This window comes from Streptomyces sp. NBC_00016 (assembly GCF_045040885.1).
In the GTDB taxonomy this organism is placed as follows: Bacteria; Actinomycetota; Actinomycetes; order Streptomycetales; family Streptomycetaceae; genus Streptomyces; species Streptomyces coriariae.
In genome coordinates this window covers 250,439-270,772 of sequence record NZ_CP108304.1, presented here as the reverse complement: position 1 = coordinate 270,772, position 20,334 = coordinate 250,439, and the positions used below count along the sequence as shown (strand labels likewise).

At 69.5% G+C, this 20,334-nt stretch carries 20 protein-coding genes and 3 pseudogenes; 13 read left to right on the top strand and 10 right to left on the bottom strand.

What is annotated here, in order from left to right; all coding sequences use genetic code 11:
- Window positions 1-2 precede the first annotated feature (2 nt).
- Window positions 3-1,244 carry a cytochrome P450 gene (locus OG933_RS01235; protein WP_405624860.1) on the bottom strand — a complete coding sequence of 414 codons (1,242 nt, stop codon included), beginning with the start codon at window positions 1,242-1,244 and terminating at the stop codon, window positions 3-5.
- 145 nt (window positions 1,245-1,389) lie between these two features.
- On the bottom strand, window positions 1,390-2,598 hold the full coding sequence (locus OG933_RS01230; RefSeq protein WP_405624859.1) for an acyl-CoA dehydrogenase family protein: 1,209 nt from the start codon (window positions 2,596-2,598) through the stop codon (window positions 1,390-1,392).
- A gap of 196 nt (window positions 2,599-2,794) precedes the next feature.
- On the opposite strand from OG933_RS01230, the gene OG933_RS01225 reads away from it, so the two are divergent.
- Window positions 2,795-4,267 (top strand): FCD domain-containing protein, encoded by a 1,473-nt coding sequence (locus tag OG933_RS01225; RefSeq protein ID WP_362532834.1) that lies wholly within the window; start codon window positions 2,795-2,797, stop codon window positions 4,265-4,267.
- 116 nt (window positions 4,268-4,383) lie between these two features.
- A complete protein-coding gene (locus OG933_RS01220; protein WP_362532837.1) occupies window positions 4,384-5,532 on the top strand; it encodes an acyl-CoA dehydrogenase family protein in 1,149 nt (382 codons plus the stop codon).
- Window positions 5,533-5,765: 233 nt separating this feature from the next.
- Here OG933_RS01220 and OG933_RS01215 read toward each other — a convergent pair.
- A pseudogene (locus tag OG933_RS01215) lies at window positions 5,766-6,179 on the bottom strand (RNA-guided endonuclease InsQ/TnpB family protein); the annotation flags it as partial.
- Window positions 6,180-6,331: 152 nt separating this feature from the next.
- Between OG933_RS01215 and OG933_RS01210 the strand changes: the two are divergent.
- The 3 genes from OG933_RS01210 to OG933_RS01200 are packed head-to-tail and all read left to right on the top strand — an operon-like array spanning window position 6,332 to window position 9,293.
- Complete coding sequence (locus OG933_RS01210) at window positions 6,332-7,099, top strand: SDR family NAD(P)-dependent oxidoreductase (RefSeq protein WP_405624857.1); 768 nt, start codon at window positions 6,332-6,334, stop codon at window positions 7,097-7,099.
- Window positions 7,096-8,274 (top strand): acyl-CoA dehydrogenase family protein, encoded by a 1,179-nt coding sequence (locus OG933_RS01205; protein ID WP_362532846.1) that lies wholly within the window; start codon window positions 7,096-7,098, stop codon window positions 8,272-8,274. The genes OG933_RS01210 and OG933_RS01205 overlap by 4 nt, the downstream gene beginning before the upstream one ends.
- Window positions 8,271-9,293, top strand: a complete 1,023-nt coding sequence (locus OG933_RS01200) for an NADPH:quinone oxidoreductase family protein (RefSeq protein ID WP_405624856.1) — start codon at window positions 8,271-8,273, stop codon at window positions 9,291-9,293. Before OG933_RS01205 ends, OG933_RS01200 begins: the two co-directional genes overlap by 4 nt.
- On the opposite strand, the gene OG933_RS01195 is transcribed toward OG933_RS01200, so the two are convergent.
- Complete coding sequence (locus tag OG933_RS01195) at window positions 9,262-10,125, bottom strand: mycofactocin-coupled SDR family oxidoreductase (RefSeq protein ID WP_405624854.1); 864 nt, start codon at window positions 10,123-10,125, stop codon at window positions 9,262-9,264. The two genes, OG933_RS01200 and OG933_RS01195, sit on opposite strands and share 32 nt — an antisense overlap.
- Before the next feature lie 177 nt (window positions 10,126-10,302).
- Here OG933_RS01195 and OG933_RS01190 point away from each other — a divergent pair, with 177 nt between their 5' ends.
- The 5 genes from OG933_RS01190 to OG933_RS01170 are packed head-to-tail and all read left to right on the top strand — an operon-like array spanning window position 10,303 to window position 13,533.
- Window positions 10,303-11,448 (top strand): amidohydrolase family protein, encoded by a 1,146-nt coding sequence (locus OG933_RS01190; RefSeq protein ID WP_405624853.1) that lies wholly within the window; start codon window positions 10,303-10,305, stop codon window positions 11,446-11,448.
- Window positions 11,445-11,684 carry a hypothetical protein gene (locus OG933_RS01185; protein ID WP_362532859.1) on the top strand — a complete coding sequence of 80 codons (240 nt, stop codon included), beginning with the start codon at window positions 11,445-11,447 and terminating at the stop codon, window positions 11,682-11,684. The genes OG933_RS01190 and OG933_RS01185 overlap by 4 nt, the downstream gene beginning before the upstream one ends.
- A 7-nt stretch (window positions 11,685-11,691) precedes the next feature.
- Window positions 11,692-12,504 (top strand): mycofactocin-coupled SDR family oxidoreductase, encoded by an 813-nt coding sequence (locus OG933_RS01180; protein WP_405624852.1) that lies wholly within the window; start codon window positions 11,692-11,694, stop codon window positions 12,502-12,504.
- A gap of 14 nt (window positions 12,505-12,518) precedes the next feature.
- On the top strand, window positions 12,519-13,361 hold the full coding sequence (locus OG933_RS01175; RefSeq protein ID WP_405624851.1) for an NAD(P)-dependent oxidoreductase: 843 nt from the start codon (window positions 12,519-12,521) through the stop codon (window positions 13,359-13,361).
- Entirely contained in the window at window positions 13,345-13,533 is a 189-nt protein-coding gene (locus tag OG933_RS01170) for a ferredoxin (protein ID WP_362532868.1), read from the top strand. Before OG933_RS01175 ends, OG933_RS01170 begins: the two co-directional genes overlap by 17 nt.
- A 52-nt stretch (window positions 13,534-13,585) precedes the next feature.
- On the opposite strand, the gene OG933_RS01165 is transcribed toward OG933_RS01170, so the two are convergent.
- Window positions 13,586-14,458, bottom strand: a complete 873-nt coding sequence (locus tag OG933_RS01165) for a VOC family protein (protein WP_362532871.1) — start codon at window positions 14,456-14,458, stop codon at window positions 13,586-13,588.
- A gap of 163 nt (window positions 14,459-14,621) precedes the next feature.
- On the opposite strand from OG933_RS01165, the gene OG933_RS01160 reads away from it, so the two are divergent.
- On the top strand, window positions 14,622-15,482 hold the full coding sequence (locus tag OG933_RS01160; protein WP_362532874.1) for an alpha/beta fold hydrolase: 861 nt from the start codon (window positions 14,622-14,624) through the stop codon (window positions 15,480-15,482).
- A gap of 41 nt (window positions 15,483-15,523) precedes the next feature.
- Window positions 15,524-16,126 (top strand): TetR/AcrR family transcriptional regulator, encoded by a 603-nt coding sequence (locus OG933_RS01155; RefSeq protein ID WP_362532878.1) that lies wholly within the window; start codon window positions 15,524-15,526, stop codon window positions 16,124-16,126.
- A 78-nt stretch (window positions 16,127-16,204) separates the two neighbouring features.
- Here the strand turns inward: OG933_RS01155 and OG933_RS01150 are convergent, their stop codons facing one another.
- The gene (locus OG933_RS01150; RefSeq protein ID WP_405624850.1) at window positions 16,205-16,801 is read right to left on the bottom strand and encodes a CGNR zinc finger domain-containing protein; all 597 of its coding nucleotides are present in this window, start codon (window positions 16,799-16,801) and stop codon (window positions 16,205-16,207) included.
- Between the two features lie 38 nt (window positions 16,802-16,839).
- On the opposite strand from OG933_RS01150, the gene OG933_RS01145 reads away from it, so the two are divergent.
- Window positions 16,840-18,042, top strand: coding sequence for an MFS transporter (locus OG933_RS01145; protein WP_405624849.1), 1,203 nt, complete (start codon window positions 16,840-16,842; stop codon window positions 18,040-18,042).
- Here the strand turns inward: OG933_RS01145 and OG933_RS01140 are convergent.
- The 4 genes and pseudogenes from OG933_RS01140 to OG933_RS01125 form a co-directional block, all read right to left on the bottom strand.
- Window positions 17,934-18,906 (bottom strand): annotated as a pseudogene (locus OG933_RS01140) (IS5 family transposase); the annotation flags it as partial. The gene OG933_RS01145 and the pseudogene OG933_RS01140 sit on opposite strands and share 109 nt — an antisense overlap.
- 31 nt (window positions 18,907-18,937) lie before the next feature.
- Window positions 18,938-19,351 carry a hypothetical protein gene (locus tag OG933_RS01135; RefSeq protein ID WP_405624847.1) on the bottom strand — a complete coding sequence of 138 codons (414 nt, stop codon included), beginning with the start codon at window positions 19,349-19,351 and terminating at the stop codon, window positions 18,938-18,940.
- A 3-nt stretch (window positions 19,352-19,354) separates the two neighbouring features.
- Window positions 19,355-19,684, bottom strand: coding sequence for a DUF6192 family protein (locus OG933_RS01130; RefSeq protein WP_362532890.1), 330 nt, complete (start codon window positions 19,682-19,684; stop codon window positions 19,355-19,357).
- A pseudogene (locus tag OG933_RS01125) lies at window positions 19,584-20,159 on the bottom strand (DUF6192 family protein); the annotation flags it as partial. The pseudogene OG933_RS01125 and the gene OG933_RS01130, both read right to left, overlap by 101 nt.
- Between the last annotated feature and the right edge of the window lie 175 nt (window positions 20,160-20,334).

The following is a 20,334-nucleotide window of genomic DNA, read 5'->3' as shown; positions in this document are numbered from 1 at the left end:
GATTACCAGGTGACGGGGAGGTCGTAGATCCCGTAGGCCTGCGAGTCCTCCTTGAACTTGAGCTCCGAGACGTCGACCGCGAGTCGCAGCGTCGGCACCCGGCGGAACAGGGTGCTGAACACGACGTGCAGTTCGATGCGGGCCAACTGCTGTCCGACGCACTGGTGCGGTCCCCAGCCGAACGCATGGTGATGCGCGGCGGTGCGGGTGAGGTCGACCTTCTCGGGGTCCGGAAACGCCTGCGGGTCCCAGTTGGCCGCCGGCAGCGACGCGATGACGCCCTCGCCCGCGCGGAGAATCTCGCCGTCGATCTCGATGTCCTCCACCACCGCCCGCCGCGCCAGCAGATGCGGGATGGTGAGATAACGCAGCAGCTCCTCGACGGCTTTCGTCACATACTTCGGATCATCGGAGTGTTCACGCAGGCCCGCGAGCTGGTCGGGATTCTGCAGCAGCAGCGCGGTGCCCAGCGTGATCATGTTGGCGCTGGTGTCGTGACCGGCGACGAGCAGGATATGCCCTAACGGGGCCGCTTCCTCCATGGAGAGCACGCCCTCCTTGACCCGGGCGCCGAGGTCGGAGAGGACGTCCTCACCGGGGTCGTCCATCTTGGCCTCGATGAGCCCGGAGATGTAACGGCGCAGATCCGCCGTCGACCGGGCAGCCTCCTCGGCGGTCTTGAACCGGGCGTTGGTGACTCCGGCGTGCTTCTGGAAGAACTCGTGGTCGTCGTACGGCACTCCGAGGAGCGCGCAGATCATCAGGGACGGCAGAGGCAGGGACAGGGCTTCGTTGAGGTCGGTCGGGCGGGGACCGGCCAGCATCCTGTCGATGAGGTCGTCGGTGATCTGCTGGATCTCCGGGCGGAGTCTCTCCATGCGGTGACGGGTGAACGAGTTCGTCAGCATCCGGCGCCACCGGGTGTGCTCGGCGCCGTCGGTGTTGTTGATCGACGGCTGGATCTCGGCCGCGTGCGCCTTCATGGCCTCGGTCGTGTGAGGGTATCCGGGCGCGCCGATGTTCGCGCTGAGCCGTGGGTCGGTCAGCAGCTGACGCTGGGTGGCGTGCGACGTGACGACCCACGGGGTGGTGCCGTCCCAGGTCCTGGCACGTACGACGGGCTTCCCGGCGTCGTGCAGTTCGAGCAGACCCGGCGGCGGCGCGAACGGGCACTGGCTCGATCGGGGCGACGGATACTCCGGCAGCTCTTCTGTGGCGTCGGTACCGACCACGCGCTCGGTCATGGTTCCCTCGTCCTCTCGTCGTCACAACTGAGGGCACCTTACGTAGACCGTTCGGTACAATCAATAGTCGGGGAGGTTGTCGGCCCGTTCTGTCCGTGCGTATTGACCGGCCGGTCTATTTTGAGCGCGGGGCGGGCCGAAGAGATCAGCGACGTTCCCGCGGCAACCCCAGCCCCCGCTCGGCCGCCTGGGTTCGCAGAACCTCGTTCGCCCCGCCGGCGATCGTGTACGCGCGTGAGTACAGATGGGCGTCCTGCCACCAGCCGTCGGCCACCGCCTCCGGGTCGTACTCGGTGAGCAGGCCGTCCGTGCCCTGTAGACGCAGACCGAAGTCGACCAGGTCGTGGTTGAGGTCGCTGAAGAAGATCTTGCCGAGGAGCGCGTCGGCGGGCTGTTCCGTGCCGTGCAGCATCCGCGACTGCGCGAGAGAGATCATCGCGCCGTTCACGTGCACCCGGGCGGCGAGTTCACCGATCGCCTGCCGGGTGGCGGAGTCGTCGAGCGCGGGGCGGCCGCGAACCGGCGTCGCCTCCGCGAGCCCCACCAGGTCGTCCAGCACGGCGAACAACTCGGCGCCGCGGGCGGCCACGCCGGAACGTTCACGGCCGAGGCTGCTCATCGCCACCCGCCAGCCGTCGTTCACCCGGCCGATCACGTTCGCGGCCGGGATCCGGACGCCGTCGAGGAAGACCTCGTTGAAGTCGGTGGTCCCGGTGATCTCGCGCAGCGGCCGTACGTCGACCCCCTCGCTGCGCATGTCCAGCGCGAACGCCGTGATGCCCTTGTGCTTCGGGGCGGCGGCGTCGGTGCGCGCGAGAAGGTAACCCATGTCGGCGTGCTGGCCGTTGGTCGTCCACACCTTCTGGCCGTCGACGACGAACACCGCGTCAGGATCCTCGGGGCCGCCGCCCTCCCGGCGTGCCCGGGTGCGCAGTGCCGCCAGGTCGCTGCCCGCATCCGGCTCGCTGAACAGCTGGCACCACACGTCCTCGCAGGTACGGATACGAGGCAGGAAACGCCCCCGCTGTTCGTCCGTGCCGAAGTCGAGCAGGGCGCCCGAGGCCAACGAGGCCGCGCCGACGGGCGGCCAGGTACGGGCGCGGGCGATCTCCTCGGCGACGACGAACGGTTCGAGAGGATGGGCGTCGCGCCGACCGCCGTACTCGACGGGCCAGTCGATGCCGAGGAGGCCGGCCTCGTACAGTTTCGCGGTCCACTCCCGGATCGCCGGCATTAGAGCCGGCTCGGGTGCGCGTACCCCGGAGTGGGTCTTGACGCCGGGCGCGTGCTCCGCCACGAAAGCGCGCACTTTCTCCCGGAACGCCTCGAGTTCGGGTGTGGGGTCCAGTCGCATCACGCTGCCGACTCCTCGGTCCTCGTGCGAGCGATTTCGAAATGAGGGTACTCTAACCAGGTCATCGAGGCGGCCGCCAGGTCTGTACAGCGGAATCAGTAGCCCGATCTCGCTGTAGGGCGTCCGACTCGCGCGTCGCCTGCTCTTGTGCCGAATAGACTGGGGATCCGCGATATCCCCGCAGAGGAGTTGGCCCATGGCGACTGCCGTCGACCGCGAGCCCGCCGACGGCGAGACCGGCGCCCCGGTCGGCAAGCTGGCCGCGCAGACCGCGCGGCGCATCGAGGCGACCGTGATCCGCCAGGGCTGGCCCGTCGGCGATTCGCTGGGCTCCGAGGTGGACCTGCGGGAGCAGCTCGGGGTGAGCCGTGCGGTGCTGCGCGAGGCGGTACGTCTGGTCGAGCACCATCAGGTCGCGAGGATGCGGCGGGGCCCGGGCGGCGGACTGATCGTCTGCGCCCCTGACGCGGGACCGGCGACCCGGGCCATGGTGATCTACCTCGAGTACGTCGGCACCAGCGTCACTGACCTGCTGAAGGCCCGCCAGCTCCTCGAACCGATCGCCGCGGGTCTCGCCGCCGAACGGATCACCGAAGAGGGCATCGCCACGCTCCGTACGACGCTCGACTCCGAGCTCTCCCACTGGGACGACCCATCGGTCCATTCGCAGGACCCGTTGCACCCGGTGCTCGGCCAGTTGTCGGGCAACCCGGTTCTGCACCTTTTCATCGACGTGCTCACCCGCCTCACCGCCCGGTACGCGAACACCTCCCGGCGTGTCTCCAAGGCGGAGATGCACGCGGCGAAGGAGACCTCGCACCGGGAGCACAAGGCCGTCATCGACGCAGTGATCGCCGACGACGGCGCCCGCGCGCAGACGGAGCTCACCGCGCATCTGGAGTCGGTGGCCGGGTGGATCGAGAAGCACCGGGTGCGCCGCGGACAGCGGATCTCGGGGAACGTGATCGACCCCGAACTGGTCGAAGGGCCACGGGCCAAGCTCGCCGAAGTGGTGGCCGCCCGGATCCACGATGACATCGCCGCGCGGGGTTGGCAGATCGGCATGGTTCTCGGTTCGGAGACGGATCTGCTGGCCCGCTACGAGATCAGCCGGGCTGTCCTGCGGGAGGCCGTTCGTCTGCTGGAGTACCACCAGGTCGCCCGGATGCGCCGCGGGCCCGGCGGCGGACTGGTCGTCACCTCGCCCGAGCCGCAGGCCAGCATCGACACGATGGCGCTCTTCCTCGAGTATCAGGGCGTCACGGCCGACGACCTGCGGATCGTCCGCAACGCCATCGAACTCGGCGTGGTCGCCAGGGTGACGGCCCGGCACGCCGAGGGCGACACGGAGGTCGCCGAGCGCCTCACGAAGGCGGTCCGCTGGACCACCGAGGGTCCGGCCGACGACCTGCGCAAGGCCGACCTGTTCCACTCCGAACTGGCGGCCCTGGCCGACAACCCGGTGCTGTCGCTCTTCCTCGCGATCATCACCGAGCTGTTCCGCCGGCACGCGTCCGGCCGTGACCGGCCGCTGCCCGGAGACACGGCGGCCGACGAGGTGCAGCACGTCCATCAGCGCATCCTGGACGCGATCGCGCAGGGCGACGCGGGCGTGGCCCGTCATCGGATGCGCCGCCACCTGGACGCGCTCATCCCCTGGTGGCACTGATTTACTGACACTCATTCCCTGTGCCCCATGCGCTTTCACGCGCCATGGGGCGTTCCTCTGTGCCAGCACTGAGTAATTGCGTATACTGAATAGGGTCGAGAGTCGAAGGAGATCCGATGCGCCGGACCCTGTTCGAGCAGGACCATGAGGACTTCCGTCTCCTCGTCCGTGACTTCCTCGTCCGTGAGGTGCTCCCGGTGTACGAGGACTGGTGGCGCGCCGGCCTCGTCCCCCGCGAGTTGTTCACGTCGTTGGGCAAGCTCGGGATCCTCGGTACGGCCGTCCCCGAGGAGTACGGCGGAGGCGGCCGGGACGACTACCGCTTCAACGTCGTCATCCAGGAGGAGTGCGCCCGCGCGGGCGTCACGCTGGGCGGCCTGCGCACCCATCTCGACGTGGTCCTCCCGTACTTCATGGGCCTCGCCGACGAAGAGCAGCGGGCCCGCTGGTTCCCGGGACTGGCCTCCGGCGAGCTGTACACGGCGATCGCGATGAGCGAACCGGGTACGGGCTCCGACCTCGCAGGCGTCACGACCCGAGCGGTCCGGGACGGCGACCACTACACGCTGAACGGCGCCAAGACCTTCATCACCGGCGGCCACCACGCCGACCTGGTGATCGTCGTGGCCCGCACCGCCACCGACCCGGACGACCGGCGCGCCGGCCTTTCCCTGCTCGTGGTGGAGAAGGGCATGCCCGGGTTCGCGGTCGGGCGCAAACTGGAGAAGATCGGCCTCGCCGTCCAGGACACGGTGGAGCTGTCCTTCGACGACGTCCGTGTTCCCGCCGCCGACCTCCTGGGTGAGGAGGGCGCCGCCTTCACCCACCTCGGCCGCAACCTGGCCCAGGAACGGCTGGCCATCGCGGTCGGCGCCGTCGCCCAGGCCCGCGCCGCGATCGACCTGACCCTCGGCTACGTCCGCGACCGGACGGTGTTCGGCAAGCCGGTCGCCCACTTCCAGAACACGAAGTTCGAACTCGCCGCCATGGCAACCGAGCTGGAAGCCTCCCAGGCCCTGCTGGACGCGGCGATCGGCGCGCTGGTCGCCGGCGAACTAAGCCCGGCCGACGCGGCGAAGACCAAGCTGTTCTGCACCGAGACCCAGGGCCGCGTGGTCGACCGCTGTCTGCAACTGCACGGCGGCTACGGCTACATCCTCGAGTCCCCGATCGCCCGGCTGTACGCCGACGCGCGGGTCACCCGCATCTACGGCGGCACCAGCGAGGTCCTGAAGACCATCATCAGCAAATCCCTGGGACTGTGAACCCCCCTCCTCCTCCCGTGAGGAGTCGAACTTGACTTCCTCCCCCTCCTGAAGGAGGGGGATTCCTACGGCTCGCGCCGTGGGGGTTTCTGCTTCATCGCCGACTGCCCCGTCCGGGAGGACTCCCGTTGAGGTCTTACACCAGCTCCCCAGACAGACACCGCCAGCCCGGCGGCCAGAAGATTGTTCGCCGCGTTCACGTCCCGGTCATGGACCGCACCGCACTCGCACGTGAGCGGATCGGCCATCTTGGCGAGAGTCAGCCGGCCTTCACGGAAGCGGAAACCACTGGTGGTGTACTCCGCGCTCCTGCGGGACTTCTTCTTCGACTTGAAGCGTGGGTACTGCGCCTGCCTGCCGAAGAAGTTCGTGAACGCCACCTGAAGGTGCCGCAGCGTCTGCTGGAGCGGAACCGACGACACCTCACCGAGGTAGGCCAGCTCCTGCGTCCTCTTCCACGCGGTGAGCATCGCGGAGGTCTGGTTGTAGTTGATCCGCTCCTGCCGCGCCCACGCCCGCGTACGGGCGTCGAGCGCCAGGTTGTAGACCTTCCGCATGCATCCGAAGGTGCGCGACAGCTCAGCCGCCTGCGCATCCGTCGGACAGAAGCGGTACTTGAACGCCCGCTTCACCTGCTTCGTGGTCATTTTCACAAACTAACGCCATTGCTGATTACGCTCAAATCTGTGGGTCAGAGCACCGCGATCCGCCTGGCGGCGAATCCCAGCTCCCTGCCCTGCTCCGCAGGAGTCCAATTCCTCCCCGGCCTGAAGGCCGGGGGTTTCCTCGGAGGTATCCGATGAACATCGACGGTTCTGCGGCACTGGTCACCGGCGGCGCCTCCGGCTTGGGACTGGCCACCGCGCGCCGCATCATCGACCGAGGCGGCCAGGTCGTCCTGGCCGACCTCTCCGAGGAGCAGGGCGTCAAAGCGGTCGCCGACCTCGGTGACGCCGCGCGTTTCGTCCGCGCCGATGTCACCGACGAGCACGCGGTCACCGCGGCGCTCGACGCCGCGCGGGAACTCGGTCCGCTGCGCTTCGTCGTGCACTGCGCCGGGCGGGGCGGCGACCGCACCCGGATCATCGACCGCGACCGCAACCCCGGCGGGCTCGAGGCGTTCGCCGAGGTCGTACGCGTCAACCTGATCGGCACGTACAACGTGCTGCGTCTGGCCGCCGCGCGCCTGTCGGCCAACGACGTCGTGGACGGAGACCGCGGAGCCGTCGTGCTGACCGCCTCCGTCGCAGCCTTCGACGGCCAGATCGGCCAGACCTCCTACACCGCCGCCAAGGCGGGCGTGCACGGCATGACCCTCGTCGCCGCCCGCGATCTGGCCAGTTGGCAGATCCGCGTGAACACCATCGCCCCGGGCATCATGGACACCCCCATGCTGGGCCGGCTGCGCGCCGACATCCGTGACGGACTCGCCGCGACCGTTCCGCATCCCAAGCGCTTCGGCGACCCGGACGACTTCGCCCGTCTCGCCGTGGAGACGTTGGAGAACCCCTACCTCAACGGCCAGACCATCCGCCTCGACGGCGCCATCCGCATGGCTCCGCGATGACAGCGGCCGAGACCGACGAGCAGTTCCGTGCCCGCCTGCGGGCCTTCCTGACGGGGCACCACCCCGGCCGCCGCCCCGAAGACCCCGCGGAGCGCCTCGCGTGGCAGAAGAAATGGCTGGCCAGGCTGTACGACGCCGGATACGCCGGCCCGAGCTGGCCGCTCGAGTACGGCGGCATGGACCTGTCCTTCGCCCGCCAGGTCATCTATCAGGAGGAGTATGCGCGAGCCCGGGTCCCCGGACCCCTGGGTACCGGCCTCGGCATCGCCGCCCCCACCCTCGTCACCTACGGCACGACGGAGCAGAAGGAGCGTTTCCTGCGCCCCATGCTGCGCGGTGACTCGGTGTGGGCGCAGGGCTATTCGGAACCGGAGGCCGGTTCGGACCTGCCGGCGCTGCGCACGACGGCACATCGCGAAGGCGCGCAGTACGTCGTCAACGGGCAGAAGGTGTGGAACAGTTCGGCGGACATCGCCGACGTCCTCTTCACCCTCGTCCGCACCGGATCCCCCGACTCGCGCCAGGAGGGCATCAGTTACCTGCTGATCGACGCCCACGCCCCGGGCGTGCAGGTGCGCCCCTTGCGGGACCTGACCGGGGAGGCGCGCTTCTGCGAGATCTTCTTCGACGACGTCCGCGTGCCGGTCGCCGACCGGATCGGCCCCGAGAACGGCGGCTGGCCGCTGGTGCGGACGAGCCTCGGCCACGAACGCGCCGCCGGCGCGATGAACCAGGCGGCCCTGTACCGGCGGGTGCTGGACGAACTGATCGAGCTGGCGCACGCACGCGGGGCGACCGCCGATCCCCTGGTGCGCGACCGGCTCGCGGACTTCGAGATCCGGGTGACGATCATGCGGCTCACCGGGATGCGCACCATCGCCGACATCATGGCGAAGGGCGAGCCCGGCCCGGCCTCCTCCACGTCGCGGCTGTTCATCGTGACCTTCGAGCAGGAACTGCACGAGTTCGCCCTGGAGATGCTGGGACCGTACGGGATCCTCGGCCGGCGCGATCCGCACGCCGTCCAGCGGGGGCGCTGGGTCTGGGGTTTCCTGCGCACCCGGGCCTCGACGATCGGGGCGGGCACCGCCGAGATACAGCGCAACACCATCGCCGAACAGGTGCTCGGCCTGCCCCGGGACCCGGCGACGCCGACCGCGGGGAGGGCACGATGAGAGCCGCACACTGTACGCAGTACGGGCCTCCGGGCGGTCTGGAGGTCGTCGAACGGGACGACCTCGAACCCGGCCCGGGGGAGGTGCTGGTCCGGGTGCACGCCGCCGCGGTCAACTTCCCGGACGTTCTGCTCGTGGCGAACCGTTACCAGGTCCGTGCGCCGCTGCCGTTCACGCCCGGCAGTGAGTTCGCCGGTGTCGTGGCCGCGCTGGGGCCCGGGGTGGCCGGACCGCCGGTCGGCTCACCCGTGGCCGGGGCGGTGCTGACGGGCGCGTTCGCGGAGCAGGTCGTGGTACCGGTCGCGGGTCTGCGTCCCGTTCCCGACGGGCTCGGCATGGTCCATGCCGCCGCGTTCCACGTGACGTACGCGACCGCCTACCACTCCCTGGTCACCGTCGGGCAGGGCACGGCGGGGGAGTGGGCGGCGGTGCTCGGAGCCGCCGGCGGGGTCGGCTCCGCGGCCGTCGACATCGCCACCCGGCTCGGGATGCGCGTGGTCGCGGCGGCGTCGAGTCAGGAGCGGCTCGCGGTCGCCCAAGAGCTCGGCGCGGAGGCCGGTGTCGACTACGTCCGCGAGGACCTGAAGACGCGGATCCGTGAACTGACCGGCGGCGAGGGCGCCCACCTCGTGGTCGACCCCGTGGGCGGCGATCACGCGGAGGCCGCCCTGCGCGCGCTGCGGCGGGGCGGCCGGTTCGTCACGGTGGGCTACGCCGACGGGAAGATCCCGCGGATCCCGCTGAACCTGGTGCTGCTGAAGGACGCGGTGGTACGGGGCTTCGAGATCCGCATGCTGCGCCAGTACGCCCCGGACGCGGTGGCCGCCGGGGACCGGGCGCTCGCCCGGATGGTCCGGGACGGGATGCGCCCGCTCGTCTCCCGCGTCCACCCCCTCGCCGAGGTGGCGTCCGCCCTGACCGACGTGGCGCGGCGGCGCACCACCGGCAAGGTGGTCATCGACATGACCGACGGGGTGGGGCCGGCGGTCAGAACGTGGGCAGTTGGGGACGCTTCCTGACGTAACCGCCGGCGTCGACCCGCATCTGCATGCCGGTGACGTAGCGGGACTCGTCGGAGACGAGGAACAGCACGGTGTCGGCGATGTCCTCGGGCTCGACATAGGGGTTGCCCATGCCGGTCGTCGCGGGGAACGAGAGCAGGGCGTCCTCGCGGGTCGGACTGTCGAGGTCGGGCCGGAACGACCGGTACATGAGGTCGTTGTTGAGCATGTCCGTGTTGACGTTGGTGGGGTGCAGCGCGTTGACCCGGATCCGCCGGAACAGCAGCACCGTTGCCAAGTCGTGTACAAACGCGGCGACTTGGCGCTTGGCGAAGGAGTAGCCCAGCCCGCCGGGGCCGTTGGCCGGGTTGTCGACGCTCGCCGGGGTCAGGGCCGCGATGGAACCGGTCGCCACGATCGAGCCGCCGTCGGGCAGATGCGGCAGGGCGGCCTCGACGGCGTGCACGACGCCGTTGAAGTCGACGGTGACGGCGTCGATGAACGCCTGGACGCTCTGCCCGCTTCCCAGCGGGGCGATACCGGCCTGGGCGACGACGGCGTCGAGCCGCCCCAGCTCGGCCACCCCCTCGGCCACGGCCGCCTTGAGCGCGGCCGGGTCTCGGACGTCGGCCTTCCGGGCGACGATGCGCCGGCCGAGCTTCTCGATCTCCCGCACCGTCTCGTCCAGGTCCTCCTCGGTGGCCAGCGGGTAGCCGTTGGTGGCGATGTCCTCGCACAGGTCCACGGCGATGATGTCGGCTCCCTCCGCGGCGAGCCGGATCGCGTGGGCCCGGCCCTGACCGCGCGCGGCCCCGGTGATGAAGACGACCTTGTCCTGCGCTCGACCCATGGGGTCTCCTTCCCTCGATTAAAAGAGTAGCCTGAATATGGGTGCATGATCCTGGCCCGTCTCAGATGATCTCGTGATCGAGCGGAATCAAGGTGATCACTTCCGCTGAGCGAGACCTGTTCAGTGCACACAATGCATCCAGTGTTAGAGAGTCTGCGAGACCGAAGGAGCGCAAGGATGCCGTTGCAGCCATGGATGAAACTGCTCTCGACCGACGACCATCTGATCGAGCCGCCGCGACTGTGGTCCGACCGACTGCCGGCGAGGCTCCGGGAGGCCGGGCCGCGCATCGTGGAGCAGCCGCGAGGGGAGGGGCAGGCGCCCGCCGAGGTGTGGGTCTACGAGGGCCGCGTCCACCCCTACATCGGCCTGAACGCCGTCGCGGGCAAGAAGCCCGAGGAGTTCGGCCTCGAACCGACGCGCTACGACGAGATGATTCCGGGCTGCTACGACCCGAAGGCCCGGCTGCGTGACATGGACCTGGACGGAGTGTGGGGCGCCCTGTCCTTCCCATCGTTCCCGGGATTCGCGGGCACGGTGTTCCTGGACGGACAGGATCGTGAGCTGGCCCGACTGTGCGTCCAGGCCTGGAACGACTTCGTGCTGGACGAGTGGTGCCCCACCGCGCCCGGCCGGCTCATCCCCCTGGTCATCCTGCCGCTGTGGGACGTCGAGGCCTGTGTCGCCGAGATCCATCGAACCGCGGCGAAGGGTGCCAAGGCGATCTCCTTCCCGGAGAACCCCGCCCCGCGCGGACTGCCCTCCTTCCACACCGACCACTGGGACCCCGTGTTCTCGGCGGCCGAGGAGACCGGGCTGCCGCTGTGCCTGCACTTCGGCACCTCGGGCAAGCCGCCGAAGACGGCCGAGGACGCCCCGTTCGCCGTGACGATCGCCCTCTTCGGCTGCAACGCCATGTTCGCCACCGCCGACCTGCTGTTCTCGCCGGTGCTCCACAAGCACCCCAAGCTGAAGATCGGCCTGTCCGAGGGTGGGATCGGCTGGATCCCGTACCTGCTGGAGCGCAGCGACGGCACCTGGGAGCGGCATCGCTTCTACCAGAACGTCAACCAGAACGTGCGGCCCTCGGAACTGTTCCACAAGCACTTCCACGGCTGCTTCATCGACGACCGTTTCGGCGTCGAGGTACGCCACCACGTCGGCATCGACAAGATCACCTGGGAGTGCGACTACCCGCACTCCGACTCCTACTGGCCCAAGAGCCGCGCCTACGCGGCGGAGGTCCTCGCCGAGGTACCTGACGACGAGGTACACCAGATCGTGGAGTTGAACACCCGCCGCCTCTACAACCTCCCCGCATGAGCGGGCGCCCGCAGTCCGAGCGGTCCGACTGGACCGACCTGGACCTGCTGACCCGCGAGGAGGCCCACGGCAGGCTCCTCACGGAGATCGCCGAGACGGACGTACGCCTTGCCGAACTCGGCGACGGTGACAGCGGCACCGACCGCGACCGCGACGAGCGTGAACTCCTCCGGTCCCGGCTGCGCGCCCTGCGTGAGGCCGCCGACGACCTGACCGACCACGCGAAGAGGGGCTGAGGCAGTCATGGGGCGTGTCGAGGGCAAGGTTGCGCTCATCACGGGAGCGGCCCGCGGACAGGGCCGCTCCCATGCCGTGCGACTGGCCGAGGAGGGAGCGGACGTCGTCGTCACCGACGTGTGCCACGACATCAGCGAGGAGCTGCCGTACTCCCTCGCGTCGAAGGAACAGCTCGAGGAGACGGCGGAGTTGGTCAGGGCGACGGGGCGGCGGTGCGTCGCCGTGCAGGCGGACGTCCGCTCGATCGCCGGGGTGCGGGCCGCCGTGGACGCGGCGACAACGGAGTTCGGCCGGCTCGATATCGTCGCGGCCAACGCCGGCGTCATGAGCATCGGAGCCGCCTGGGAGCTGTCCGAGGAGGCCTGGGACGTCGTCGTGAACGTCAACCTCAAGGGCGCCTGGAACACCGCGCGGGCCGCGATACCCTGGATGATCGAGGCCGGGGAGGGCGGCTCGATCATCCTCACCAGCTCGGCCGCCGGCATCCGCGGCCATGTGCCGTACGCCCACTACGTGGCGAGCAAACACGGCGTCGTCGGACTGATGAAGGCCCTATCCAACGAACTCGCCCCGCATCGCATCCGGGTGAACACCGTCCACCCCACCGGGGTCAGCGACACGGGCATCACGGTCGGCGTGCCGGTGGAGGAACTCGCCGCGCGGGAGCCGTTGTTCGCCCTGGCCGCGATGAACCCCCTCGCTCCCTACGTCGAGCCACGGGACGTGTCGAACGCGGTCCTGTTCCTCGCCTCGGACGAGGCGCGGTATGTCACGGGACTTCAGTTCACCGTGGACGCGGGCTCGACGAACAAGCCATAGGCAGGGGAGGGCGCATGTCGATGCCCACGGTCGGGTTCCTCGGTGCCGGACAGATCGGCGAACCGATGGTCGAGCGGCTGCTCGCGGCCGGCCATCGGGTCCGCCTGTACGCACGACGGGCGGAAACGCGCGAGCGGCTCTCGGCCGCGAAGCTCGTGGCGGATCCCGTGCAGGTGGCGGCCTCCGACGTCGTCGTCAGCTGCCTCTACGACGACGCGCAGATGCTCGAGGTACTGCCTGAGGTCGTCGCCGCGATGGAGTCCCGCACGGTACTCGTCTCGCACACGACCGGAAGACCGGACACTCTCGACCGCCTCGCGGCGTACGGACGCGAGGGCCGCGCCGCGATCGTGGACGCCGCGTTCAGCGGAACGGCCGACGCGGTGCGCGCCGGCCGGCTGGTGATCTACCTGGGAGGTGAGTCCGAGCACCTCGCCACGGCCCGCCAGGTCGTCGGCGCCTACGCCGGCACCGTCCTCACCACGGGCGCGCGTGGCTCCGCCCTGCGGACGAAGCTCCTCAACAACCTGCTGTTCGCCGCGGTCTCCCAACTCACGCTGGGCGCGGTGGAGGCGGGGAAGGCTCTCGGCATCGAGGAGAGCGCCCTGCTGGACGCTCTCGCGGTCGGCAGCGGCGGTTCGACAGCCGGTCGGTACATCACCGCGCGGGGCGGGGCCGAGCCCTTCGTCGCGACAGTCACGCCGTATCTGCGCAAGGACCTGGCGGCCTGCGGCGACGTCGCCGCCCAGGCCGGTGTCGACCTGTCGACGCTGCTGACCGCCGCCCGCAGCGGTCCGATACGGCTCGGCGACCCATCACCTTCGGAAACGGAGCTGTTGCATGAAGATCACGATTGACAAGGCGGGGTGCTCCGGTCACGCCCGGTGCGCCGCGGTGGCGCCCGGACTGTTCCGCCTCGACGACGACGGTTACGCGCTGCCGTTCGACGGAGAGGTTCCGGAAGGCCTCGAACAGGCCGCCCGCGACGGGGAGACGGCCTGCCCGGAGCGGGCGATCACCGTCGAGTGACATGGGTGAGCCCCACGGCGCGAGGCCGTGGGGCTCACCCATGTCCGATCGATCAGCCGGCCGGCTGCGGCGGCGGCGTGAAGTGGTGGCCCCAGAACGCGCCGTCCGTGATCTCGTACACGGGGACGGGCTCCGGTACCTGCAGGCCGTTCCAGCCGAACTCGACGGCGTAGTTCTCCGGCGACCACACGTAGAACGACACCATGTGGTCGTTGGTGTGCTTGCCGAGCGAGTGCATCATCGGCACCTCGTACTCGGCGGCCCGGTCGAGGGCGCGCCCGACGTCGTCCAGTGTCGCCCCCTCGACCATGAAGTGCAGCAGCCGCCCGGGACCCGGCATGGGGGTGACACCGAGCGTGTGGTGCCGTGAGTTGCACCCCATGAACCAGGTCGTGCCGGCCGGCGAGCGCATCGTGTTGCGCTCGATGAAGCCCAGGACGCCGACATAGAAGTCGAACGTGGCCCGCGCGTCCTCGGCGGAGACGATCGCGTGTCCGAAGCCCATGTCACCGGTGACGAACTTCGACACCAGCGGGGTGCGCACCGGCACATGGTCGAGGACGGTGCCGTAGAACAGCTCGACCGGGTTGCCGCCGGGGTCGTTGAACTTGACGAAGCCCGTGACCTTCCGCTCCGCCGCCTCGGCCTCGGTGCCGGCCGTCACCTTGATCCCGGCCTTCTCGACGTCCGCGACCAGCCGTGCCAGCTCGCGCTCGTCGAGGACCTCGAAGCCGAGCGCCGCCATCCCGCTCTGGGCCCCGGGGGAGACCACGATCCGGGCCGGGTAGTCGTCCATCCTGAAGGACAGCGACTCGGAGTCACCGCCCTCCACGGGCATCAGGCCGAGGAAGTCGGCGCCGAAGGTCTTCCACCGGTCGAGGTCGTTGGACTCAAGACGCAGGTACCCGAGGGAGCGAACACCCATCAGGCCCTCCCCTCACATGTGGTCAGTTCCGGGGCGGCCTGTCGGGCCCCCCGTATCGGTATGTCCGCGACGGTAGACATCCTGGCGCTCCTTGTGCCGGGAGCGTCCCACTGATCGGGAGACGTACGACGACGGGCTTCTCACGGGTGCGACGGTGACCGTCATGACACTCAGCCACGAGGACACCCTGCGCGAACTGCACACCGACGACGGCACCCTGCGTTACCACGAGGCGGGCGACGGACCCCCGTTGCTCCTGCTGCACGGATCGGGGCCCGGCGTGACCGGCTGGCGCAACTACCGGCACAACCTCCCTGTGCTCGCTCGTCACTTCCGTTGCCTGGCGTTGGAGTTCCCGGGCTTCGGGGTGAGCGACCCGACCGCCGAGAACCCGATGGCGGCCGGCCCCAGGGCGGTCCTGCGCTTCCTCGACGGCCTCGGCCTGGACCGCGTTGACGTCATCGGCAACTCCATGGGCGGGTACGTCGCCGTGGGGCTCGCGGTCGCCCACAAGGACCTGTTCCGCCGGGTCGTGACCATCGGCGGGGTGGGTCGCAACATCCTCTCCCCGGCGCCCAGCGAGGGGCTGAACCTGCTCGTGGAGTTCGCCGAGAACCCCACCCGGGACAACCTCGTCCAATGGCTGAGGGCGATGGTCCACGACCCCGCCCGGCTCACCGACGAGCTGATCGAGGAACGCTGGGCGAGTGCGACCGAGCCGGCGACGCTGGAGGCGTCCCGCCGGATCTACGGCCGTCAGGCGATGGCCGCGATCATGGCCGCCCAGTCCCATGACGACCGGCCGATCTGGGCCGCGCTGCACAAGGTCACCGCGCCCACGCTGCTGACCTGGGGCCGGGACGACCGGGTCACTCCGCTGGAGAACGCCCTGCTGCCGTTGCGCACCATCCCCAAGGCCGAGCTGCACGTGCTCCCGGACTGCGGGCACTGGGCGATGATCGAGCAGAAGGAAGCCTGGGAGAGCGCGGTGCTGGCCTTCCTGACCCGTCCGGAGGCCGACTGAGTGCTGACGGCGGGCACGGCCGACGACTCGGAGGTGACGACGTGGCGAGACCCGCGGAGATACGGCAACCCGCTGCTCCCACGTCGAGCCGCCAGAGCGCCCGTCGGGTCCGCATCCTGCGCTCCGCCTCCGAACTCGGCGCGCGTGAGGGGCTGGCGAGCGTGCAGATGCACGACGTCGCCAGGGAGGCGGGCGTCGCGATCGCCACGCTGTACCGCTACTTCCCGTCCAAGCCCTACCTGTTCCTCGCGGTCCTCGAGTGGCACATCGAGCAGTTCCTCGGGGGCCGCGACGGTCGTCCGGTAGGCGCCGACGGGACGGCGGATCCCGCGAACGAGGTGGCGGAGACGCTCATCGCGCTGACCTGGAAGCTGCTGGGCAGCCGCCTGCTGGCCTCCGCGGTGGCGCTGTCGTCGTTCCACGAGTACGCGAGCGCCGTCCCGGCCCGGATCGACATCGTCGACACCGCCCTGGGCCGGACGATCCTGCGCCTGCTCGGGCACCGCGCCGACGCCCGCAGCCGGGTGCGGCTGCTGGTCTACGGTTGGTGGGGCCTGTTCGTGGCCATGCTGACCGAGGAGATCTCCGCCGAGCGGGGAGAGGCGGACCTGCGTCTGGCCGCGCGCCTGATCGTCGCATCCTGAGTAGGTGTTTTTCAACCCGATGCCGCGTTGGCGAGCAGCTCGTCGAACGGTGCCTCGTAGGGCCCTGATCCAGGTCCCCTACTTGGTTTCGTTCGATTGTTCGGTGGAGTGGGAGTGCCGGTGGGCTGCGACTCGTTCGCGGGTGGCGCATCGGCGGGAGCAGTAACGGCGTTCCGGGCCGCTGCCTTGGGCGATGAAGACGTTCTGGCAGCGGGTTGAGGCGCAGATCCTGCCGGGCGGGCGCTGGCGGTCCCAGACGAGAACGGTCAGAGCCATGCAGGAAGAGGCGAGGAGCCACTCGTCCCAGGCGGCGTTGTCGTCGTGGTCCAGGTGAGGATGCCAGGGGGTGCTGCCGCCGTGCGAGGTCAGGCGAAGCGGTCCGGTGTGGTCCATGAGAAGACGGTTGAGGGTGGCCGCGGCGTCATCCGCGTGCTCGGCCGCGAAGACTTGCCGCAGTAGGGCAGCGGCTGCGCGCATCCCGGCAACGTCCCGAGTCGTGAGTTCGATGGGGTCAGCCTCACCGTATGCACGAAGCACGCCGGCGACGGCGATTGGGTCAGGGTGCTCGTCGGCGAGGGCATTGATCAGGGCGGCGGTGCGCCGAGCCGTGGTCAGCACGGAGTGCCGAGTGGACCAGTCGTCGCTGTTGAAGGACACCTGCGGAATGTAACGCATCTTGCTTAGTTTTAAGTTACTTCCGTAACGTCCCGTCGATGACAAAGCGTTACTCACTCCGCTTCTATCTCGCTGGAGCAGTGGCAGCTCGTGCGGGGGACGAGATGTCGGGACCGTCGCTGATGCTGGCAGCATTCGCCCTGGCCGGATCGGCCGTCGACGCGTCGTCGCTGCTCGCGGGCATCACGATCTCTGCTGCGGTGGGCGGGCCGGTGCTCGGAGCGCTCCTTGACAGAGCCGGACGGCCGGGACGTCTGCTTGCCGGGGCCCTCGTCCTATATGCGGCGGGGTTGGGGATGATTCTCGCGGGACTGGGCCGGTTGCCGTTCGGTGTCACCATCGTGATCGCTGTGGTGGCGGGGCTGCTGGGGCCGGCTCTGTCGGGCGGATGGACGGCCCAGCTGCCCCGTGTGGTGCTGGGCGACCGCCTGCCCCGGGCGAACGCGCTCGATGCCACGACGTTCAGCGTGGCGTGTCTGGCCGGTCCGGCTCTCGCCGGCGGCGTTGCGGAGACGCTGGGGGCCTCGACGGCTGTGGTGGGCTCCGCGGTGCTCATCGGCTTGGCGCTGCCCGCTGCCTGGATGCTGCCCGCCCGTTCCGGCCAGACGCAGGATGCTCAGGCAACCTCAGTGGTCAGTGATCTCGCTGCTGGTCTGCGAGTCGTCGTCGGGAGACCGTCATTGGCCCGAGCGACCCTCACCTCGGTCCTCTCGTGCGCTGCTCAGGGCATGCTGACGGCCTGTATTCCACTCCTGGGCGAGCGGATCCTGGGCGGAGCTGGCCGCGGGACGGTGCTGCTCTCCTGCACGGCGATCTCCGCGATGATGGCCAACGCCGTGCTCGCGCGGTTTCCACGTGTGGTCGTCCCCGACACGGTTATCTGGGTCAGTGCCCTTGTCCAGGCTGCCGCGTTGGCCTTGGCCATATGGGGTCAACCAGCCGTGCTCATCGTGGCCGTACTCATCGCCGGGATCGGTGAGGGACCCCAATTGGCTGCCTTGTTCGCAGTCCGCCACCGGGAGGCCCCTGAACGACTGCGCGGGCAGATATTCACCACCGGCGCGAGCTTGAAGATCACCGGATTCGCCCTTGGGGCGGCGGTTGCCGGACCGGTCGCGACCCGGTCCCTTCCAGGCACCTTGGCGCTCGCAGCGAGCGTGGCGGTCCTCGCCGCACTGGGTTTCTTCGCTGTCCCGTCGGCATCTGCCACCCCGTCCGAGGACCGTGCGACATGGGGTTGATCAGGCGCGGGCTGTCGGAGGCTTCTTGGTCCACTGGCTGGTGCGGGGGCTTTTTCGGGTGAGGCGCCGGGTCATCATGGTGATGAGTGCCCAGTTCAGGTGTGCTTCGGAGTGCTGGGGCAGGCGTTCGTAGTCGCGTGCGTTGCGGCGGGCGTTCATGCACCAGCCGATCGTGCGCTCGACTTTCCAGCGGCGGGGCAGTACGACGAAGCCTTTGACCCCTTTGGGCCGGGAGACGATGCGCAGGGAGAGCCAGAGGCGTTCGCGGGCCCAGTCGACGAGGTCGCCGGCGTAGCCGCGGTCTGCCCAGATCTGGGTGATCTGCGGCTGGGTGAGGCGCAGGCGCCAGAACACGTCGCGGGCGGCGTCGCGGTCCTGGATGTCGGCGGGCGTCACCGTGATCATCACGGGCAGGCCGAGCGTGTCCACGGTGATATGTCGTTTGCGGCCGTTGATTTTCTTCGCGGCGTCGTAGCCCCGGCTGTTGCGGCCGACGGTGGAGGCTCCCTTGACCAACTGGGAGTCCACGATCAGCGTGACCGGGTGGGGGCAGCGGCCCTTTCCGGTACGGATCCTGCGGCGGAGCTGGTCACGGATGTAGGTGACGACTCCGGCCCGGTTCCATCTCCAGAAGAACCCGTAAACCGTCTCCCACGGAGGGAAATCCGCAGGCAGGGCTCGCCACTTCGCGCCATTGTCGACGATGTAGCGGATGCCATCGACGATCTCCCGCCGGGGCCACTTCTCCGGATGCCCACCGGTCTTCGTCTGGCAGGCCGGAATGGGCAGCAGGGGTTCCAGAAGGGCCCATTCAGCGACGGAGGTGTCGGACGGGTAGCGGCGGCGGCGGGAGGCAGCGGGCATGGCGGGCTCGGCAGGGTGATCGGCGGCGGGGCTATTTGGAGAGCTGGGCGAGGGTGGCGCGGACGCCGGTGAGCTGTGCGGTGGCGAGCTGAGCCCATTCGTCGTCGGGGTAGCGGGCCAGGTGCGGATCGAGCGTGCCCGTGATCACCCGGGTGAGGCGGCCGAGGATCTGCCGGAACTGCCGCTTGTCGTACTCGATCCAGTCCGCGGGGTCATCGGAGAACATGAACCCGTCCCGCCGCGTCCACGTGATCGGCGTCAGGTCCTCCGCAGCGACGACGTCGCGGACGTGCCAGATGCCGCGGCCGACCTGCGAGCGGGTCAGGCGCGTGGCGGCCATGAGCTGGTAGGTGTGCAGGCCGGCGGGGCGTGCTTCCATCAAGGCGACGCGGACGAGGTCGCCGTAGTGCTCGGCCAGGGGCCGGGCCTCCCGGCGTCGCGGCATGGCCTACTCGCCTTTGAGCAGCTGAACCAGCTGCTCGTCCAGGGTGAACTCGCCGTTGTCGAGGGCTCCTTCGAGCCAGTCCGCCGCGGCGCGGACCCGCCCGATCTGACGTCGGACGGTCTCGCGCTCGTCCTCGGTGAACTCCTGCCCGCGCAGCTGCGGGACCAGGGCGGCCGAGGGTGGCCACGAAGCCGTGGCAGGAGCCGACCAGGTCGAGGTACTCGATGGTGTGCTCGATCGCGCGGACGGCCGGAGTGCGTTCCCGGATCCGATCCCGGGTCTCGTTCGAGTTGTCGAACTGGGCGCGGTTGACGAGCATCCGGGTGGTGTCATCCCGCATGGCCGTCCGGGCAACGGCCGGACGGCGCAGCAGACTCGTGGTGACCTCCTGCGCGACGCTGTCGTCCCTGGTCAGCTCCGTGACGACCCTGACCTTCTCGGCAGGAGTGACGTGCTCGGTCACTGCCGGCCGCTTCAGCAGGTCTGTGGCGACCTGGGCGGCGACCTCGTCATCCCGGGTCAGGTCGGCGACGGCCTGGACTTTCTCATCCACAGTGACCGGCCGGTCGACCCGCTGGCCGACGACCCGCTTCGCGCCGTCCGGCGTCCACTGCCTCGCTCCCGTGCGCGGGTTGAACGGCGCGTCCTCGATCGCCGTCCACCGCTCGTCAGCGTCCGCGACCGACGCGAGGATGCGGTGAACGGTGAACGACACGCCCTCCTTGCGGCGCCCCTTCGGCCAGCGGTTGGCGGTGTAGCGCCAGTCCTCCACCGTCCGGCGTTCGACGCCGATGTCGTCCGCGAACATCTGCAACGACTCCGCCACGGTGAACAGGTCGTCCGTGCCGTTCGGCATCGACCCGCCCACCGACCTCATCGGTTCTATCTCCAACGCCATGTCACCCAGGGCGAACTGCGCGCGGGCAACCTGCGCAATCAGTTCCTTCGCCCTGGTGACGAGCTGTTCGTAACGCTGCCGGGTA

Bases quoted from the DNA above. Each gene is read 5' to 3' on its own strand.
- OG933_RS01235 (WP_405624860.1), bottom strand. From the start codon at position 1,244: ATGACCGAGCGCGTGGTCGGTACCGACGCCACAGAAGAGCTGCCGGAG.
- OG933_RS01230 (WP_405624859.1), bottom strand. From the start codon at position 2,598: ATGCGACTGGACCCCACACCCGAACTCGAGGCGTTCCGGGAGAAAGTG.
- OG933_RS01225 (WP_362532834.1), top strand. From the start codon at position 2,795: ATGGCGACTGCCGTCGACCGCGAGCCCGCCGACGGCGAGACCGGCGCC.
- OG933_RS01220 (WP_362532837.1), top strand. From the start codon at position 4,384: ATGCGCCGGACCCTGTTCGAGCAGGACCATGAGGACTTCCGTCTCCTC.
- OG933_RS01210 (WP_405624857.1), top strand. From the start codon at position 6,332: ATGAACATCGACGGTTCTGCGGCACTGGTCACCGGCGGCGCCTCCGGC.
- OG933_RS01205 (WP_362532846.1), top strand. From the start codon at position 7,096: ATGACAGCGGCCGAGACCGACGAGCAGTTCCGTGCCCGCCTGCGGGCC.
- OG933_RS01200 (WP_405624856.1), top strand. From the start codon at position 8,271: ATGAGAGCCGCACACTGTACGCAGTACGGGCCTCCGGGCGGTCTGGAG.
- OG933_RS01195 (WP_405624854.1), bottom strand. From the start codon at position 10,125: ATGGGTCGAGCGCAGGACAAGGTCGTCTTCATCACCGGGGCCGCGCGC.
- OG933_RS01190 (WP_405624853.1), top strand. From the start codon at position 10,303: ATGCCGTTGCAGCCATGGATGAAACTGCTCTCGACCGACGACCATCTG.
- OG933_RS01185 (WP_362532859.1), top strand. From the start codon at position 11,445: ATGAGCGGGCGCCCGCAGTCCGAGCGGTCCGACTGGACCGACCTGGAC.
- OG933_RS01180 (WP_405624852.1), top strand. From the start codon at position 11,692: ATGGGGCGTGTCGAGGGCAAGGTTGCGCTCATCACGGGAGCGGCCCGC.
- OG933_RS01175 (WP_405624851.1), top strand. From the start codon at position 12,519: ATGTCGATGCCCACGGTCGGGTTCCTCGGTGCCGGACAGATCGGCGAA.
- OG933_RS01170 (WP_362532868.1), top strand. From the start codon at position 13,345: ATGAAGATCACGATTGACAAGGCGGGGTGCTCCGGTCACGCCCGGTGC.
- OG933_RS01165 (WP_362532871.1), bottom strand. From the start codon at position 14,458: ATGGGTGTTCGCTCCCTCGGGTACCTGCGTCTTGAGTCCAACGACCTC.
- OG933_RS01160 (WP_362532874.1), top strand. From the start codon at position 14,622: ATGACACTCAGCCACGAGGACACCCTGCGCGAACTGCACACCGACGAC.
- OG933_RS01150 (WP_405624850.1), bottom strand. From the start codon at position 16,801: ATGCGTTACATTCCGCAGGTGTCCTTCAACAGCGACGACTGGTCCACT.
- OG933_RS01145 (WP_405624849.1), top strand. From the start codon at position 16,840: ATGACAAAGCGTTACTCACTCCGCTTCTATCTCGCTGGAGCAGTGGCA.
- OG933_RS01135 (WP_405624847.1), bottom strand. From the start codon at position 19,351: ATGCCGCGACGCCGGGAGGCCCGGCCCCTGGCCGAGCACTACGGCGAC.
- OG933_RS01130 (WP_362532890.1), bottom strand. From the start codon at position 19,684: ATGACACCACCCGGATGCTCGTCAACCGCGCCCAGTTCGACAACTCGA.